The following is a 15,960-nucleotide window of genomic DNA, read 5'->3' as shown; positions in this document are numbered from 1 at the left end:
TGGTAGCCCACTGAACATTCGCGTGAATTGGTCGGTTGCAAAGGCGATGGGAGCAGCCTTGGCCTCTGCGACCAACCGCGGCGCTGAGGACCGGGCACATGACATCGGCAGCGCTTTGGCGCGAAACGGGCGTTTAGGCTCGGTCGTATGGCAAGTAGGGCCGAAAGCAGACCCATTATGACGGCAAATCGCGTGGCCTTCGTTTCCTTGGCCGACCGGAACGATGGAGACCCCGTACCTCCTGCTGTTGAAAGAGCTCCCCGCAGAGTTGGCGCAACCATTGGCTTGCCGGGTCATGATGGAAACGGGCGTGCCAATATTGCTTCACCGTAAACCCGGCGATTGCCAGCGGGCAGTCGAGCACGCGTAGTCCGTAGTAGTGAGCCAGCGTCTCGCCAATGTGTCTTGGAAGCGTGGCGACCAGATCAGTCGTCCCGATGATTGCGGGTAGTCCCAAAAAGCCGGGTAGCTCGAGCGCAACCTCAAGGACTATCCGCTGCTCCCGTAGCGCGCCAGCGAGCAACTGATGTCCCGTGCCGGAGCGAATGAGGACGTGTGCTTCGCGCCTAAAATCCCTTACCGTCATCCGGTCGCGGATTCGAGCGTGTTTGGCGCTGGTCAAACAGACCCAGTCCTGCGGAAAGAGCGCCTGCTGGAAGTGCCCGGCGTCGAGATCCGAGATGTAGCCGAGCGCCAAATCGGCCTCGCCGGATTGCAGCATCCGTGGGGTGTCGGAGCCGATCTGTGTCGCCTCGATACGAACGCCAGGGGCAACGCGGCGGACGTGAGCGAGAATGGAGGGGAGCAGCGTGACGTGGCTCCCATCCGTCATGCAGATGGCAAACCGGCGCTTTGCGGTCGTCGGATCGAAGTCTGTGCGAAGCTCCGCGAGACGGCGCAGCATTTCCAACGCCTGTCTGGCCGTGCCGATGAGAGCATCGGCGCGCGGCGTCGGCAGCATCCCTTCCGCTGACCGGATGAAGAGCGGATCGTCCAATTCCTTTCGCAGGCGTGCCAGCCAGATCGAGATCGTCGGCTGACTTTGACCGAGCTTCTCGGCTGCCTTGGTGACGCTGCCAGTGGTGAACAATGCGTCGAAAAGCCTGAGCAGGCGCGGGTCCAGCAGGTTGGTCTCGGCACGATGATCTGAGTGCTTCATTGTGATTTACAATAATACGTATAAGGATCATAGCATATCTTAATGTCGACCAGCCTGCTACCACGCGTCCAACGCCGAGAAAGGCGCTGGGAGAAGCGTTCGGATGAGGATCTGCTTTATCGGAGCGGGGGCCTTAGGGTCGACCATCGGCGGCACGCTGGCGCGCGGCGGGGCCGAGATCTGGCTGATTGATCCGTTCCAGGCTCATGTCGACGCAATCAATGCCGCCGGCCTTCGCATGCTCGAAGGTGACGCCGAGACCGTCGTGAAGGTCACTGCTTGCACTTCCGCGGCCGAGGTCGGCGTAGAGGCAGACCTCGTCATTGTCCTGGTCAAATCCTATCACACGCGGGATGCCATCCGGGCGGCAGCGCCGATCATTGGGCCGCGGACGGTCGTGATGTCGCTTCAAAACGGTCTTGGCCACGAGGACATCCTGTCCGAGGAGGTTGGTCGTGACCGGGTCATGGCGGGCAAAACCTATGTCGGTGGCGTGCTGCTGGGCCCTGGTCATGTTCGCTCCGGGGTCATCAGCAAGGAAACTATTGTTGGCGAACTTGATGGACGCTTGACGGAACGCGCCCGGCGAATTTCCGAGACTTTCAATCGTGCCGGCATCCTCACGCTGCTCAGCGACAACATCTTGGGCACGATGTGGGACAAGCTTTTTATCAACGTCGCCGGCGGCGGGGTTACCGCCATTACCGGGCTGACCTATGGCGGCCTCTATTCGCTACCGATCCTGGAAGATTGCGCGCTGGCCGCAATCTCAGAGGGCATCGCGGTCGCGCAGGCCGCCGGCGTGAAGATCTCGATTACCGACCCGCGACGTGCCTGGACGATGGCGTCTGCCGGACTGCCGCCCGAGTTCAAGACGTCGATGTTGCAGAGCTTGCAGTCCGGCAATCTGACCGAGGTTGATTACATCCACGGCTCCGTCGTGCGTTGGGGCGCCAAGCTCAAGGTGCCGACCCCGGTCAACTCCACCCTCGTCGCGCTGGTCAAGGGCATCGAATACGCCCGCAGCGATTATCCTGGAAAGACCTGAGACGATGTCGCTGCCTCGCGCCTATGTCGAACACGTCGCGATCCGCGTGCCGGACGTTGATCGTCACGTCGCTTTCTTTCGTGAGGTGCTTGGTCTCGGTATCCGCGACGAGCAGCCTGGCCATGGCGCGCGTCCGCGCCAAGTGTGGGTGCTGGGAAGCGTGCAACTTATTGAAGATCCCAACTTTGCTGGACCGGAAGGGCGTCTCGCCCATCTCGGCATCATGGTCGACGATTATGAAGGCGTGCTCGCCCGTGCCGCAGCCTGGGGCGCCAAGGCGTTGCCTGCCGGGCCGAACTGGCTGGAGCTGCCGGGCGGCCTCAACCTCGAAATCTTGCAGGCCAGTGCAGGTGCCGTGGAAGCGGCCCTGGCGATCAATCCCCGTGCCTAGAGGAAGACGCGACATGACCGGTGAGCGCTACTGGGACGATGCTAAGGTCGGTGACGAATGCGTCACTCCCTCGGTGACGGTCACCGAAGCGATGGTGAACGCCTATGCCGAATTGACGGGTGATTTTACGCCTGTTCACGTCGACGAGGAATACGCCAAGTCCACACCATTCGGTACGCGCGTCGCGCACGGGCTGTTTGGTCTGTCGCTGGCCGACGGTTTGAAGACTCGTGCCGACTACCGCTTCCTTCCGGGAATGTCGCTGGGCTGGACGTGGGATTTCAAGCTGCCGATCAAGCTCGGCGACACCGTCCACGTGAAGTTCCGCGTCGGTTCAATGCGCACTACCAAGCGCGATGGGTGGGGCATCGTGGTGCTGCCCTCGGAGCTCGTCAATCAGCGCGGCGAGGTGGTGCAGCTGGGTGAGCATCGGCTGATGATTCCAATGCGCCCGAAGACCAGCGCCGCAGGAGAGCAGGCATGACCGCGCAAGATCTGCCGCTCCAAGATCTGCCGCTCAAAGGCATTCGCGTTATCGACTACAGCCATTTCCTGGCAGGTCCCTTCATGGGCCGCTGCCTCGCCGCGATGGGCGCGGAAGTCATCAAAGTGGAGCGTCCGAAGCAAGGCGATGCGGGCCGCGCCCATGGGTATTTCAAGGACGGCCAATCCGGCTACTTCCTTCAGCAGAACATGGGAAAGCAGGGATTGTGCATCGACCTGCGCGACACGCGTGGTCTCGACATGATGATGAAGCTGGTCGACACAGCCGACGTCTTCATCGAGAACTACCGCCCTGGCGCACTCGCGCGTCTCGGGCTCGGTTACAAGGCGCTGTCCACGCGGAATCCCAGGCTGATCTACTGCTCGGTCTCCGCCTATGGCCACACCGGTCCCTATGCCGACCGTCCGGGCTTCGGCCTGATCGCAGAGGCGATGTCGGGCGCGCTGGCGCAACTGGGCTCGCCCGGTGAAGCACCGCCGCTGCTGCGGATGCCGCTGGCCGACATGTATACCGGCATTCACGGTGTCGCAGCGATCAATGCGGCGCTGGTTGGTCGCGCATCGTCCGGCCGCGGCCAGCACATCGATCTGGCGCTGTACGACTGCATGGTTTCGATGCACGATTACGCGGTTCAGCGTTACTTCCTCTCCGGCGGCACCGACCTGCCCAAGCAGACCGGCAGCGGACAACCAGACTCGACCATCTACGGAGTCTTCCCCGCCAAGGACGGCAATCTTGTCATCGCCGCGCAGGTCGATGACGCGTGGCGACGATTGGCGACGCTGATCGGTGGAAACGCGCTCGCATCCGACGAGCGCTTTGCCAGGCCTGCCGCGCGGAACGCTCATTATGCCGAGGCAATGGAGATTGTGCGCAACTGGACGCTGTCGCAGCCGTCCCGGGATGCCTGTCTTGCCGCACTCGAGGAAGCAGGTGTGCCATCCGCTCCTGTGCAGACCATCGAAGAGGTCGTGAGGGATCCGCAGATCCATGCCCGCGGCATGCTGGTCGAGCAGCAGCATCCGGTGCTCGGCAAGGTGACATTGCCAAACCTGCCTTTTCGCTTCTCCGACTGTGACACCAGGGTACGCACTCCGGCACCCCTGCTTGGGCAGGATAACCGCCGCATTGCCGCATCGCTCGGTTTTTCGCTGGAGAATGTCGATGCGATGGTCCGCGACGGCGTTCTCTACAACGAAGCCGCCGTGGAGGAGTGAGCGATGACTGACCGCTATGCCGTGATAGGCAATCCGATCGGGTTCACGAAGTCCCCCTTCATCCACGGCACGTTCGCCAAAATGACCGGGCAGGACCTCTCCTATGAAGCGATCGAGGGCCCGATTGGCGGCTTTGCCGCACGGGTCGATCAATTCCGCGCTGAGGGCGCCAAGGGGTTGAACATCACCGCCCCGTTCAAGCTTGATGCTTTTGCCTACGCAACCGAGCTTTCGGAGAGCGCCAGACGCGCTCGCGCCGCAAACTGCCTGAAGTTCGAGGACGACCGGGTCATTGCCGAGAATTTCGACGGTGTCGGCCTTGTGCGCGACATCACCGTGAACCTCGCTGTGAAGATGAAGGGCCGCCGCGTCCTGATGCTCGGCGCTGGAGGGGCGGCGCGTGGTGCGCTGCTGCCGTTCCTGCGCCAGGAGCCTTCCGAGCTGGTTCTCGTCAATCGAACACTGTCGAAAGCGGTGGCACTGGCTGACGAGTTTGCGGGCCGCGGTCCCCTGATCGTCAGCGGCTATGCTGAACTGGCCGATCTCGCCGAAGGCTATGACGTCGTTGTCAACGCGACCTCGGCCAGCCTGCGAGGCGAAACGCCCCCACTGCCAAGTAATGTCTTCCAGGGCGCGGAACTGGCGTACGAACTCGCTTATGGCAAAGGATTGACCCCTTTTCTACACGCTGCCCGCGCAGCGGGCGCAGCCAAGCTGGCGGACGGTGTCGGCATGCTGGTCGAGCAAGCGGCGGAAGCCTTTGTCTGGTGGCGCGGCGTCAGGCCGAGCACGGCTGAGGTGATCGCCAAGCTAACCGTTCCCTTGACCTGACGGGCAACGAGACATGTTGGCGGTCCATCCGAAACCCAGCTTTCTCGTCGGTCTGATCGGCAGTGGCATCGCGGCGTCGCGCACCCCGCCGATGCACCAAGCCGCGGCTGACGCGGCCGGTATCCGCTATCTCTACAAGAAGATCGATCTGGCAGAGTTGAACCTTGATGCCGAAGCCTTGCCGGAATTGCTCACGGCAGCAAAGTGGATGGGCTTCGATGGGCTTAACGTGACCCATCCCTGCAAGCAGGCGATCCTTCCGCTGCTGGACGAGCTCTCGCCGGATGCAGAAGCGCTTGGCGCCGTGAACACCGTGGTCATCAGGAATGGCCGAATGACCGGCCACAACACGGACTGGTTCGGCTTCGCGGAGAATTTTCGCCGCAACATGCAAGGTGCTCCGCTCGGCCGCGTCGTCCAGTTCGGCGCGGGTGGCGCGGGCGCCGCGGTTGCGTTCGCGCTCATGAAGCTTGGCGTGCAGGATCTGACGGTCATAGATGTCGACTTGCCAAAGGCGCGGAGCGTGGTCGACGGGTTGTCTTCTCGATTCGAAAACGGGCGCCTGAAGGTCGGCCAGGACGTCGCAGCCGCCGTGGCTGCCGCAGACGGAATTGTGAACGCGACGCCGATCGGCATGGAGAAGTATCCAGGGACGCCGCTGCCGACTGCTCTGCTGCGTCCGAGTCTCTGGGTCGCCGAGATCGTCTACTTCCCGCTCGAGACCGCACTGTTGCGCGCGGCGCGTGCCCTCGGCTGCCGCACCGTCGATGGTGGTGGCATGGCGATCTTCCAGGGCACCGAAGCTTTCCGCCTGTTCACGGGCATCTCACCTGATCCAGACATCTTCCTTGCGACTTTCATATCTCTGGGAGGATGATACCCGACCGATGGGCGAGCGGTACGCACAACGCCCGAGAGGAAACGCACGATGGGCTACACGCTTGATTTCTCGGTGGTTTGGCATGCGATGCCCGCGCTGCTGTGGGGATGCGTGGGCACCTTGGGCCTGGCGCTGGCCGGAATGACGCTCGCAATGATCATCGGTGTCGCCGGCGTCGCGGCACGCGATTCGAAGGCGGCATGGCTGCGTGCTCTCGTGATCGGTTTCGTCGAGATCGTGCGCAATACACCTTTCCTGGTGCAGATCTTCTTTCTGTTCTTCGCCCTGCCGCTCATCGGATTGAAGCTCAATCCGACAGCCACCGCCGTTATCGCACTCGGTGTCAATGGCGGCGCCTACGCCATCGAGATCATCCGCGGCGGGGTACAATCCATTCATAAAGGACAGTTGGAGGCCGGCTACGCGCTCGGACTGCACAAAGGGCAGGTCTTCCGGTTCATTGTGCTCAAGCCCGCGCTTCGCGCGATCTACCCTTCGCTCACGGGTCAGTTCATCATGCTGACGCTGACCTCGTCGATCTGTTCGGCGGTGTCGGCTTACGAATTGACGTCGGTTGCGCAGCGCATCGAAAGCGACACGTTCCGCAGCTTCGAGGTCTACTTCTTCGTTACCTTCCTCTATCTCGCGATCTCCTGGCTGTTGATGCTGAGCTTCGCCGTCATCTCTCACCGCTTCTTCTCATATCCGACACGCTGAGGGGGAGATCATGGCACCGCATTTTGGCCTCCCTGAGTTCGGCTTCCTGCTGCGTGGACTGCAATGGACGATGCTGCTTACGCTGGTCGCGTTTGCGGGCGGCTGCACGGCGGGGCTGGCTGTCGCATTGCTGCGCACCTGCGGTCACAAGGGCGTGGAATGGATCGTCCGCATTTACATCGGGATATTCCAGGGCACTCCGCTGCTGCTGCAGCTGTTCGTCGTGTATTACGGATTGGCGCTGACCGGGCTGAAGCTCGAAGCCTTCGTCGCGGTGGCGATCGGCTTCACCGTGAATGCCTCGGCCTTCCTTGGTGAGATCTGGCGCGGAGCGATACAGGCCGTGCCGCGCGGTCAGACCGAGGCGGCGATGGCGCTCGGACTGCACTATTCATCCCGCATGCGCGACGTTGTGCTTCCGCAGGCGACCCGCATCTCGCTGCCGGCAACGATCGGCTATCTCGTCCAGCTCATCAAGGGCACTTCGCTGGCCGCCATCGTCGGCTTCATCGAACTCGCCCGCGCCGGTCAAATCGTATCGAACCAGACCTTCCAGCCGCTGCTCGTCTTCGGCGTGGTCGGCGCAATGTATTTCATCCTCTGCTGGCCACTCTCATGGTGGGGCAGCCGGATGGAAGCCAGGCTCGCCCTGGCCAGTCAAAGGTAGGAACGGCGCACCTGCCCAATCAAAATACAGCCGCTACCAAGAGGAGGAGAACACACAATGCAATTTTCGATCACTCGCCGCCAGCTCGGCATTGCGCTGCTCGTATTGGCGGCGCTCGCCACAGCAGGCAAAGTGCAGGCCGGCACGTTGGAGGACGTGAAGAAGAAGGGCGTCGTCGTCATCGGCATTCAGGGCGACAATCCTCCCTGGGGCTATGTCGATAGCTCGGGAAAGCAGGATGGCATCGATGCCGACATGGGGCGTGCGTTCGCTGAATACATTGGCGTGAAGGCCGAATTCACGCCGCTGGCCGTGGCCAATCGTATCCCGGCACTGACCACGGGCCGTGTGGACATCCTGTTTGCGACCATGGCCATGCTGCCGGAGCGCGCCAAGGCGGTGCAGTATTCCAAGCCGTATGTCGCCAATGAGATCACGCTTGTCGCAGCCAAGGCAACGCCGATCAACAGCAATGCCGATATGGGCAAATATGTCATCGGCGTCCCGCGCTCCTCAACGCAAGACACCCAGGTCACCAACAACGCTCCGTCGGGCACCGAGATCCGCCGATTCGACGATGACGCGGCCACGATACAGGCGCTGCTCTCCGGCCAGGTCCAGGCCGTCGGCGCGAACTTGTTCTACCCGCAGCGTCTGAACGCCGCAAAGCCAGAACTTGGGTTCGAGCCCAAGCTCCACTTCACCGCTCTGTATAACGGCGCATGCACGCGCTTGGGAGAGAAGGAGTGGAACGAGACGGTCAACAAGTTCATCGACCAGATCAAGTCGGACGGCAAGCTGGCCGCCTTCTACGCCAAATGGATGAAGGTGCCCGTGCCGACCTTCCCCGACCAGATCCCTGGCGTTCCGTTCACCGTCCAGTAGGCAGGCGAGCGGCCGGCGCGATCTGCGTCGGCCGCCTCCCGACAGCGGAGACCAGCATGCAGGACCAGATCCTGATCGAAATGAAGGGCGTGCAGAAATGGTACGGCGGGTATCAAGCTCTCCGCAACGTTGATCTCACCGTGCGGAGAGGTGAAAAGATCGTGCTCTGCGGTCCGTCCGGTTCGGGCAAGTCGACGCTGATCCGCTGCATCAACCGCCTGGAGGCGATCCAGCAGGGCAGCATTGTCGTGAACGGTCATCGGCTGGACGACAGCATCAAGGCGATCGATGTCGTACGTCAGGACGTCGGCATGGTGTTTCAGAGCTTCAACCTTTTCCCACATATGACGGTGTTGCAGAACTGCATGCTCGCTCCGATTCGCGCGCGCCGCATCAGCAAGACCGAGGCGGAGGCGATCGCGCGAAAGTATCTCGAGCGGGTGCGCATCGGGGATCAAGCCGAGAAGTATCCGGCTCAACTTTCGGGCGGTCAGCAGCAACGTGTCGCGATCGCGCGTGCGCTTTGCATGCAGCCCAAGGTGATGCTGTTTGATGAGCCGACCTCGGCTCTCGATCCGGAAATGGTCAAGGAAGTGCTCGATACGATGATCGGCCTCGCCAACGATGGCATGACCATGATTTGCGTGACACATGAGATGGGCTTTGCCCGCCAAGTTGCTGATCGCGTGATCTTCATGGCTGATGGGCAGATCATCGAAGAAGGCGCGCCCGACGCTTTCTTCCGCAATCCACAGCACGCCCGCACCAGGCAGTTCCTTGGCGAGATCCTCGCCCATCACTGAACGGAGTTATTCTATGAGTCGTCTTGTCTACGTCCTCAACGGGCCAAATCTTAATTTGCTCGGCAAGCGTCAGCCCCACATCTACGGTCATGAGACGCTCACGGATGTGGAGCGGGATTGTCACGCGCTGGCCAAGGAACTCGGCCTGGACTTTCACTCCGGCGCACTGGGAACGGTCAATGTCTCCGACACCATCCAATCGCCTTGGAGCTGGGAATTCACGGCTGGTGAGAACCCGGCTTACAGTCATACGCCGGAGACATGTTACCAGATCGGTGGCACGAGGGCATCGCTGGCTATTCCGCAACTCGATCTATGGCGTCACCCAAGCAAGGCTAGCTGGTGGGCGCCGATCAAGCGCGAGCGGCTGAGCTACGAGAGGGAAGACCCGCTTGGCCTTCAGATCGTCAATTTCTGTGGAGTTATTCGTAGTACGGCCGCGCCTGTAGTCAGCGGGCATGAGGGGCTGAAAACCCTCAGAGTGATCGATGCGGTCGAGCGCGCGGCGGAAACCGGAGATCTCGTGTCGGTATCGGGAGGCATGCTCGGGATGTCTCCATAGTTGGGGCGTTCTAGGCGCGTAAAGGCCGTTTTCGATTTTCCGCGACGGACGTCGCTTTCATTCGACAAGGTGTCGAATAGTCTTCAACGTCCTTCCGTACCAGCGTACAATTCTGCCAGTGCTCGGCGTGCGAACTACCTATCCGTGATCGACGGCGTCGAGGGCTGTACTCACCACGTCAATTCCCCGACCTCGACGCCACCGGCGACAGCGGGGCCGGCTCGATTGTCGCACTGCGCAAGTTTAATGACGCGCAGAGACGGCGGCGCGTGGTGCTCGCCGTGCGTTTGGATCTCGCCATCGAGGACTAGATGAGGGCCAGCGGGGCAACTTGGCTCGACCGGCAAGCGGTCTCGCGCGATCCCGTGGTGCTCGGTCAGGCGAGTTTCGGCGCAGAGGGGCGTCTTCCTCTCAGGTCAAGGCAAAATAGGGGTTCGATTCGCCAGGGAGAACACAAGCCCAACGCCCGCTATCCACGTCTCGGGTTTCGGTCTGCCGAAAGCTGCGACATTGGCGCAATCCACACGCGAGATCGCGGCTTCACAATCTTCCCCGGCGGATCGCCCAGCGTTCTTGGCTATGGCGCATCACGCGCTCAAGCGCTGCCCGTGAACCCAAGGTCCTCTCAGAAATGCAAGCGATGACGGCATTGCGATCCTCGATGGATGGTTCATCGACGATCCATGTCCGCAGTTCTTCACCGGCGAGTCTAGCCGCAATCCGATCGGGTGTCGGATCAATGTCGTGTGCGACCAAGACGTTCATCACGATCCGGCCACCCGGTGCCAAACGGGCGCGGATGGCGTCGCAGGTCTCCGCATCAAACTCTTCCGTGAACCGGAATCCCGGTCCGCCGACGTCGATGGCAATGCCATCGTAATATCCGCGGTCATCGAACACGAATCTCCGAAAGTCGGAGACGATGCATGGCAATTCGTCCGGAAGATCGAAATACCTGTGCGCGAGCACGAAACTGATCGGGTTAATGTCGACGATGGTCAATCTCTTGCCGAGACGCCACAGCCGTGTCGCAAGATTTCCGCCGCCGCAGCCCAGGACGAGTATCTGTTCAGAACGGGATAAGAGTTCGTCCATAAGCTTGACGTAGGTGAAGACGCTTTCACCGTCGGGCGTTGCCTGACTTTGCCTTACGCCTTCTTCGAAGTACACGCGTGTTCCATCCCATGAACACTCGACGATGTCGATCTGTCCGTTCTTCCCTTGATAACGCCCCAGCAGTTTCACGACAGGCAACTATCCCAAAGACTAGAGTATCAGAATACATGCATTAAACATCTCTTATCATGTAGTTTGCGGGGCACCAACGATGTCGATACTGCCGGCAATGTTTCCGCGTTGCTCGATAGAAATTCGATTGAAGTCTCCAGCTCAATCCAGTCCGAGCTGCCATAAATTTTTCAATGATATAATTTATATCTAGATTGATGCTTGAGGCAGCAATTTGGATGGTGTAGGTATCTTCAATGAGAATCTCACCGGAGCTCGCCATTTCATGATCACGGCCAACCAACTTAGGGCCGCCCGCGCGCTTCTGAATATCGACCAGCGTCAGATGGCCGAGCTCGCTGATCTTTCAGTCCCTACCATTCAACGCATGGAAGCAAGTGACGGCGTTATCCGCGGGAATGTCGATTCCCTGGTGAAATTAGTTTCCGCGCTGGAGAATGCCGGGATCGAGTTGATCAATCCGGGAGTTGCGAGTTCGGCCGGTGGTCGAGGCGTTCGTCTCAGAGAACAACACGTCACGAAGCCGAAGATGAAGAACACGAAGCAGCCCAAGGCTTCGCCACGGACTTTAGAACGGGCGCGATGAACCTCCCCCGAGTCATCCGGGAGATGGGTTTCCTGATCGGGCGTGGTGAGATTACTGAAGAGAAGTGTACTCGCAAGCGGGTTCTGGCGCCTTAAAGCGCCTAGATAGCAGCTCAGGGCAACAGGAACGATTTGATCGGTATATCGCCCGCATGCTGCGAGGCGGTTGCAGGCAAACGTCACGCTTCCGATGGACGCAAATAGGAAACAAACAGCGGGCCGCTGGCTGCAAGATCAGTCTCGAAAGACGGCATGAAACGTCCTCCCCGGAGGCTTACGCCGAAGTGGCGTTTGGGGCCGCTCGATCGAGCAAGGCAAGAAGTCCCTGCAAGACCATCGTGGGAGAGGGAGGACAACCGGGAATATGAAGATCGACGGGAACTACCTGCGAGACCCCTCCCGCCACCGCATAGCTGCCGGCGAAGCAACCGCCATCGCGGGCGCAATCCCCCACGGCGACGACCCATTTCGGATTCGGGGTCGCGTGATAGGTGCGCTCCAGCGCGTCGCGCATGTTCTTCGTCACCGGTCCCGTCACCATCAGCACGTCTGCGTGCCGTGGCGAGGCCACGAACTTGAGACCGAAGCGCTCGATGTCGTAGTAGGCATTATTCAACGCGTGGATTTCAAGTTCGCATCCATTGCAGGATCCGGCGTCGACCTCGCGTATTGAGAGACTTCGGCCGAGGTGTCGCCGCGCAGCGCGACCGACCGCTGTTGCGAGCTCGGTTACCGCGGTGTCGTCTGGCAACGGCGCCTGCTCGGTCAATGGCGGCCGGAACAGGCTTTGGAAGAGCAGCTTGCGCATTTGTGCGGTCCCTAGAGATCCTGGCCCGAATAGGAACAGTTGAACGACTTATTGCAGAGCGGAAAATCTGCCACGATATTGCCCTCGATGGCAGCTTCCAGGAGCGGCCATTGAAACCATGAGGGGTCGCGCAGGTGGCATCGTTCCACCCGCCCATCCTGTAAGCGCAGCCAAATCAAAACGTCGCCGCGAAATCCCTCGACGATTGCCATGCCTTCGCGCGGCTCCGGCCGATGCGCCACACGCGTTCCGATCGAACCCTCGGGAAGGCGGTCCAATATCTGGTCGATCAAAGAGAGGCTCTGCTCAACCTCACGCACGCGGATCCAGACGCGCGCATTGACATCGCCCTCAGTCAGGACCGGTACTTCAAAGTGCAAACTGTCATACGGCGGGTAGGCCAGTGTCCGGCGCGCGTCAAAGGATCGGCCAGACGCGCGGCCGACGTAGCCTCCGGCGGCGTATTGCCTGGCTAGCGTTGGCTTGAGCACGCCGGTATCCACCGTACGATCCTGCAGGGATGCGGTGTTGTCGTATAATTCGACCAAAGCCGGAAACCGCCGGCGGATGTTAGCCAGCGCCGCTCGGATGATTGCTGTCCCGTCGCCGTTCAGGTCATGGGTCACGCCACCGGGCACGACAATATCCCGCATCAAGCGATGACCGAATGCTGCATTTGATGCACGTAGGACGCTCTCGCGCAACACGCCGCAGTGAGCTTGCATCAGCGCGAAAGAGGCATCGTTGCAGATCGCCCCAATGTCGCCGAGATGATTGGCGAGCCGCTCGAACTCTGCAAGGAGAGCACGCAGCCAGATTGCACGATCCGGCACGACAAGCTGTAAGGCGGCCTCGGCCGCCCGCGAAAACGCAAAGGCATAGGCGACTGTGCTGTCGCCTGACACGCGTCCTGCGAGTTGAGCAGCTCGCTCCACACTGGCGCCAATCATGAGCCCCTCGATACCCTTGTGGGTATATCCGAGCCGCTCCTCCAAACGGACCACGGTCTCCCCGCTTGCCGTAAACCGAAAATGCCCGGGCTCGATAATCCCTGCGTGCACCGGACCGACCGCGATTTGATGCAGGCTATCGCCCTCCGCCGGCAGGAAGCGATAGGGCGACGACTGCGACAGCGCGTCGATGCGATCTCCCAGTGGAAAGCGTACGCCCCAATTGTTGTGATCAAGCCAGGGGCGCGAATCGGTTGAGCCTTCGGCCGACAGTCCAAACAGATCGAAGATAGCGCGTTCCAGTCGAAGCGCCGGCGGGTGGTGCTTGCCGACCGAAGGATAACTGTGATCAGGGCAGTCCAGGCTGACGGTGGCGATCTCTGCCGTATGTCCATCCATGATCGCCATGTGCACCGTTGAGAGTTCTCCCCAAAGGCCGAGCAGGCTCCAGCGTCCCTGTGCCAGCTCGCTTGCGGCAAATGTCCATACCGAAGCATCGACCGCAACTCGCGGCCACGGGCTGTGTTGTTGGACCGAGCGGCCCTCAAGCATGAGATCGATCAGCGATGGCATGTCCGGCTAATCCCTAAACTATCCTAAAAGACGAGCTACATGCTGGAACCAGACGACGAGCGGCGCGGGAAGATAGATCCCCGCCATCAGAACCAGTGCAAGATGCGCAAACATCGGCACATAAGAAGCCTCGGCAGGCTTGGTGCTGCCGCGAGGCTCACCGAATGCGACGCTTGTCAGGCGCAACGTCAATGCACCGAACGCTAACAACAGCCCGAGCACCAGTACGATTGCGAGCAGGGGCTGGCGCGCGAAGGTCGAGCTTACGACCAGGAATTCGCTCATGAAAATGCCGAGCGGCGGCAAGCCGGCGATCGCGACCACGCCCGTCACCAGACCCCAGCCCAGCGCCGGATGGCTCACGGTCAAGCCCCGGATCCTGCTGATCCGCTGCGTTCCCTTGATCTGCGAGATGTGGCCGACAGCGTAGAAAATCGCCGACTTGGTGAGGCTGTGCATCACCATGTGGAGAAGCCCGGCGAAATTAGCCAGAGGGCCGCCCATCCCAAACGCAAAGACGATGATGCCCATATGTTCGATCGAGGAATAGGCGAACAGCCGCTTGATATCGCGCCGGCGGTAGAGCATGAACGCCGCGAACACGAGTGAAAGCAGCCCCATCGTCACCATCAGGGGCCCGGGAGCAATTGCCGCCGGATTTGCCGCAAGCAATATTTTGAAGCGCAACAACGCATAAAGCGCGACGTTGAGCAGCAGGCCCGACAACACGGCGGAAATCGGCGTCGGACCTTCGGCATGGGCGTCAGGCAGCCAGGCGTGAAGTGGTGCCAGCCCGACCTTGGTGCCGTAGCCGAGAAACAAAAAGATGAAAGCGACATTAAGAAGCGCGGGATCGAAAGCTTGCGAATGCTCGACCAAGGCAGTCCAGATCATGCCGTCCTGGCCCTCGCCAACCACCGGGCGCGCCGCCATGTAGACCAGAATCGTGCCGAACAACGCGAACGCAATTCCAACGCTGCCGAGGATGAAATATTTCCATGCTGCTTCCAGAGCGGCGTGCGTGCGATAGATGCCGACCATCAGCACCGTGGTCAGGGTGGCGATCTCCACCGCCACCCACATCAGGCCGATATTGTTCGACACGAAAGCGAGGTTCATGCCGAACATCATGGTCTGGTACATGGCGTGATAGAATCGCAGGTAGACCGGCGTTAACCGGCCGGTCTCGAGTTCATGCGCGATGTAGCTCGCGCTGAAGATGCTGGTCGTAAATCCCACGAAGGTGTTGAGCACGATGAAGACGATGTTGAGGTCGTCGACCAGCACGTATGGCCCTGGTTGTGGACGCTCGATCACGAACAACAAGAGCGCCGACAGAAATGTCGCCAAGCTTGCGACGACGTTCAGCCGCGCCGTCAGCCGGTAGCCCGGCAGCATGGCCAACAACGCTGCCGAGCCGATCGGGATCAGCAGAACCGCCGCCACCGGGTCGAAGGAATGCGGGTTCATCGCCGTTCGCCCCGATAGTCGTCGAGTGCGGAGACATCAACCGAATCGAAGCGTTCGCGGATCCGGAACAGGAAGATGCCGATGACGATGAACGCGATCAGGATCGAGAAGGCGACGCTGATCTCAACGACGAGAGGCATGCCCTTGGCACCGGTCGCTGCGAGCACCAGTCCGTTCTCAAGCGACATGAATCCGACGACCTGACTGACAGCGTTGCGGCGCGTTACCATGACCAGAAGTCCGAGCAGCACGACCGACAAGGCAAAGGCGATATCCTCCCGCGCCAAAGGGTCTGCCTCTGCGGTCACCCGCAGGATCAGCACCATGGAGAGGGCGACGAGCCCCATCCCTGCCAGCATGGTCGGACCGATCCCCACCGCCGACTCGATGTCGCGGTGAATCCCGAGCTGTTTGATAATGCGGTGAAGCGCGACGGGAATGACGATTGCCTTGAAGACGAGGGCGATTGCCGCGGTCACGTAAAGATGAGGTGCGTTCTGGATGAAGGCTTGCCAGGCAACGGAAAGCGCGAGCACCAGAGCGTGCAGTGCGAATACGTTGAGCAGTGAGTAGAGCCGGTCCTGGTACAGCATCATGAAGCTGATCAGGACGAGCCCGCCTGCGAGCGCATGCGAGATGTCGAATTCGAGGCTGTGCATCT

At 60.7% G+C, this 15,960-nt stretch carries 18 protein-coding genes and 1 pseudogene; 13 read left to right on the top strand and 6 right to left on the bottom strand.

Going from position 1 to position 15,960, the window contains the following annotated elements; all coding sequences use genetic code 11:
- Positions 1–175: 175 nt before the first annotated feature.
- A complete protein-coding gene (locus BRAS3843_RS31140; RefSeq protein ID WP_008973156.1) occupies positions 176–1,159 on the bottom strand; it encodes a LysR family transcriptional regulator in 984 nt (327 codons plus the stop codon).
- Between the two features lie 103 nt (positions 1,160–1,262).
- Between BRAS3843_RS31140 and BRAS3843_RS31135 the strand changes: the two genes are divergently transcribed.
- The 12 genes and pseudogenes from BRAS3843_RS31135 to BRAS3843_RS42370 form a co-directional block, all read left to right on the top strand.
- Complete coding sequence (locus BRAS3843_RS31135; RefSeq protein WP_008973155.1) at positions 1,263–2,207, top strand: ketopantoate reductase family protein; 945 nt, start codon at positions 1,263–1,265, stop codon at positions 2,205–2,207.
- 4 nt (positions 2,208–2,211) lie between these two features.
- The gene (locus BRAS3843_RS31130; protein WP_008973154.1) at positions 2,212–2,598 is read left to right on the top strand and encodes a VOC family protein; all 387 of its coding nucleotides are present in this window, start codon (positions 2,212–2,214) and stop codon (positions 2,596–2,598) included.
- A gap of 13 nt (positions 2,599–2,611) precedes the next feature.
- Positions 2,612–3,082 carry a MaoC/PaaZ C-terminal domain-containing protein gene (locus BRAS3843_RS31125; RefSeq protein WP_008973153.1) on the top strand — a complete coding sequence of 157 codons (471 nt, stop codon included), beginning with the start codon at positions 2,612–2,614 and terminating at the stop codon, positions 3,080–3,082.
- Positions 3,079–4,320 carry a CoA transferase gene (locus tag BRAS3843_RS31120; protein ID WP_008973152.1) on the top strand — a complete coding sequence of 414 codons (1,242 nt, stop codon included), beginning with the start codon at positions 3,079–3,081 and terminating at the stop codon, positions 4,318–4,320. The genes BRAS3843_RS31125 and BRAS3843_RS31120 overlap by 4 nt, the downstream gene beginning before the upstream one ends.
- Positions 4,321–4,323: 3 nt before the next feature.
- Complete coding sequence (gene aroE, locus BRAS3843_RS31115) at positions 4,324–5,151, top strand: shikimate dehydrogenase (RefSeq protein WP_008973151.1); 828 nt, start codon at positions 4,324–4,326, stop codon at positions 5,149–5,151.
- Between the two features lie 13 nt (positions 5,152–5,164).
- Positions 5,165–6,028 carry a shikimate dehydrogenase gene (locus BRAS3843_RS31110; RefSeq protein ID WP_008973150.1) on the top strand — a complete coding sequence of 288 codons (864 nt, stop codon included), beginning with the start codon at positions 5,165–5,167 and terminating at the stop codon, positions 6,026–6,028.
- Between the two features lie 51 nt (positions 6,029–6,079).
- Positions 6,080–6,748 (top strand): amino acid ABC transporter permease, encoded by a 669-nt coding sequence (locus BRAS3843_RS31105; protein ID WP_008973149.1) that lies wholly within the window; start codon positions 6,080–6,082, stop codon positions 6,746–6,748.
- 10 nt (positions 6,749–6,758) lie between these two features.
- Positions 6,759–7,415: an amino acid ABC transporter permease gene (locus BRAS3843_RS31100; protein WP_008973148.1), complete on the top strand. Its 657-nt coding sequence runs from the start codon at positions 6,759–6,761 to the stop codon at positions 7,413–7,415.
- Between the two features lie 57 nt (positions 7,416–7,472).
- Positions 7,473–8,300, top strand: a complete 828-nt coding sequence (locus tag BRAS3843_RS31095) for a transporter substrate-binding domain-containing protein (protein ID WP_008973147.1) — start codon at positions 7,473–7,475, stop codon at positions 8,298–8,300.
- A 56-nt stretch (positions 8,301–8,356) separates the two neighbouring features.
- Complete coding sequence (locus BRAS3843_RS31090; RefSeq protein ID WP_008973146.1) at positions 8,357–9,103, top strand: amino acid ABC transporter ATP-binding protein; 747 nt, start codon at positions 8,357–8,359, stop codon at positions 9,101–9,103.
- A 13-nt stretch (positions 9,104–9,116) separates the two neighbouring features.
- The gene (locus tag BRAS3843_RS31085; RefSeq protein WP_008973145.1) at positions 9,117–9,665 is read left to right on the top strand and encodes a type II 3-dehydroquinate dehydratase; all 549 of its coding nucleotides are present in this window, start codon (positions 9,117–9,119) and stop codon (positions 9,663–9,665) included.
- Between the two features lie 141 nt (positions 9,666–9,806).
- Positions 9,807–10,069: pseudogene (locus tag BRAS3843_RS42370) on the top strand (type VI secretion protein); the annotation flags it as partial.
- 136 nt (positions 10,070–10,205) lie between these two features.
- Here the strand turns inward: BRAS3843_RS42370 and BRAS3843_RS31080 are convergent.
- Positions 10,206–10,910 carry a class I SAM-dependent methyltransferase gene (locus BRAS3843_RS31080; RefSeq protein WP_244425517.1) on the bottom strand — a complete coding sequence of 235 codons (705 nt, stop codon included), beginning with the start codon at positions 10,908–10,910 and terminating at the stop codon, positions 10,206–10,208.
- Positions 10,911–11,178: 268 nt separating this feature from the next.
- On the opposite strand from BRAS3843_RS31080, the gene BRAS3843_RS31075 reads away from it, so the two are divergent.
- Positions 11,179–11,499 (top strand): helix-turn-helix transcriptional regulator, encoded by a 321-nt coding sequence (locus BRAS3843_RS31075; protein WP_035983425.1) that lies wholly within the window; start codon positions 11,179–11,181, stop codon positions 11,497–11,499.
- 273 nt (positions 11,500–11,772) lie between these two features.
- Here the strand turns inward: BRAS3843_RS31075 and BRAS3843_RS31070 are convergent, their stop codons facing one another.
- From BRAS3843_RS31070 to BRAS3843_RS31055, 4 genes are read right to left on the bottom strand one after another with little or no spacing between them, the layout of a single operon-like run.
- Positions 11,773–12,306 carry an NADH-quinone oxidoreductase subunit B family protein gene (locus BRAS3843_RS31070; protein WP_008973142.1) on the bottom strand — a complete coding sequence of 178 codons (534 nt, stop codon included), beginning with the start codon at positions 12,304–12,306 and terminating at the stop codon, positions 11,773–11,775.
- Between the two features lie 11 nt (positions 12,307–12,317).
- Complete coding sequence (locus tag BRAS3843_RS31065) at positions 12,318–13,829, bottom strand: NADH-quinone oxidoreductase subunit C (RefSeq protein WP_008973141.1); 1,512 nt, start codon at positions 13,827–13,829, stop codon at positions 12,318–12,320.
- An 18-nt stretch (positions 13,830–13,847) separates the two neighbouring features.
- The gene (locus tag BRAS3843_RS31060) at positions 13,848–15,299 is read right to left on the bottom strand and encodes a hydrogenase 4 subunit F (protein ID WP_008973140.1); all 1,452 of its coding nucleotides are present in this window, start codon (positions 15,297–15,299) and stop codon (positions 13,848–13,850) included.
- Complete coding sequence (locus tag BRAS3843_RS31055) at positions 15,296–15,958, bottom strand: hydrogenase-4 component E (protein WP_035983424.1); 663 nt, start codon at positions 15,956–15,958, stop codon at positions 15,296–15,298. Before BRAS3843_RS31055 ends, BRAS3843_RS31060 begins: the two co-directional genes overlap by 4 nt.
- Positions 15,959–15,960 lie beyond the last annotated feature (2 nt).

This window comes from Bradyrhizobium sp. STM 3843, assembly GCF_000239815.1.
Taxonomy (GTDB): domain Bacteria; phylum Pseudomonadota; class Alphaproteobacteria; order Rhizobiales; family Xanthobacteraceae; genus Bradyrhizobium.
The sequence above is the reverse complement of the archived record's forward strand: the minus strand, read 5'-3'. Positions and strand labels throughout refer to the sequence as shown.

What these genes read in the sequence shown, in the direction of transcription:
- BRAS3843_RS31075 (WP_035983425.1), top strand. Translation starts at nt 11,179, where the DNA reads ATGATCACGGCCAACCAACTTAGGGCCGCCCGCGCGCTTCTGAATATC.
- BRAS3843_RS31085 (WP_008973145.1), top strand. Translation starts at nt 9,117, where the DNA reads ATGAGTCGTCTTGTCTACGTCCTCAACGGGCCAAATCTTAATTTGCTC.
- BRAS3843_RS31140 (WP_008973156.1), bottom strand. Translation starts at nt 1,159, where the DNA reads ATGAAGCACTCAGATCATCGTGCCGAGACCAACCTGCTGGACCCGCGC.
- BRAS3843_RS31065 (WP_008973141.1), bottom strand. Translation starts at nt 13,829, where the DNA reads ATGCCATCGCTGATCGATCTCATGCTTGAGGGCCGCTCGGTCCAACAA.
- BRAS3843_RS31105 (WP_008973149.1), top strand. Translation starts at nt 6,080, where the DNA reads ATGGGCTACACGCTTGATTTCTCGGTGGTTTGGCATGCGATGCCCGCG.
- BRAS3843_RS31125 (WP_008973153.1), top strand. Translation starts at nt 2,612, where the DNA reads ATGACCGGTGAGCGCTACTGGGACGATGCTAAGGTCGGTGACGAATGC.
- aroE (WP_008973151.1), top strand. Translation starts at nt 4,324, where the DNA reads ATGACTGACCGCTATGCCGTGATAGGCAATCCGATCGGGTTCACGAAG.
- BRAS3843_RS31100 (WP_008973148.1), top strand. Translation starts at nt 6,759, where the DNA reads ATGGCACCGCATTTTGGCCTCCCTGAGTTCGGCTTCCTGCTGCGTGGA.
- BRAS3843_RS31070 (WP_008973142.1), bottom strand. Translation starts at nt 12,306, where the DNA reads ATGCGCAAGCTGCTCTTCCAAAGCCTGTTCCGGCCGCCATTGACCGAG.
- BRAS3843_RS31135 (WP_008973155.1), top strand. Translation starts at nt 1,263, where the DNA reads ATGAGGATCTGCTTTATCGGAGCGGGGGCCTTAGGGTCGACCATCGGC.
- BRAS3843_RS31130 (WP_008973154.1), top strand. Translation starts at nt 2,212, where the DNA reads ATGTCGCTGCCTCGCGCCTATGTCGAACACGTCGCGATCCGCGTGCCG.
- BRAS3843_RS31110 (WP_008973150.1), top strand. Translation starts at nt 5,165, where the DNA reads ATGTTGGCGGTCCATCCGAAACCCAGCTTTCTCGTCGGTCTGATCGGC.
- BRAS3843_RS31120 (WP_008973152.1), top strand. Translation starts at nt 3,079, where the DNA reads ATGACCGCGCAAGATCTGCCGCTCCAAGATCTGCCGCTCAAAGGCATT.
- BRAS3843_RS31095 (WP_008973147.1), top strand. Translation starts at nt 7,473, where the DNA reads ATGCAATTTTCGATCACTCGCCGCCAGCTCGGCATTGCGCTGCTCGTA.
- BRAS3843_RS31060 (WP_008973140.1), bottom strand. Translation starts at nt 15,299, where the DNA reads ATGAACCCGCATTCCTTCGACCCGGTGGCGGCGGTTCTGCTGATCCCG.
- BRAS3843_RS31055 (WP_035983424.1), bottom strand. Translation starts at nt 15,958, where the DNA reads ATGCACAGCCTCGAATTCGACATCTCGCATGCGCTCGCAGGCGGGCTC.
- BRAS3843_RS31090 (WP_008973146.1), top strand. Translation starts at nt 8,357, where the DNA reads ATGCAGGACCAGATCCTGATCGAAATGAAGGGCGTGCAGAAATGGTAC.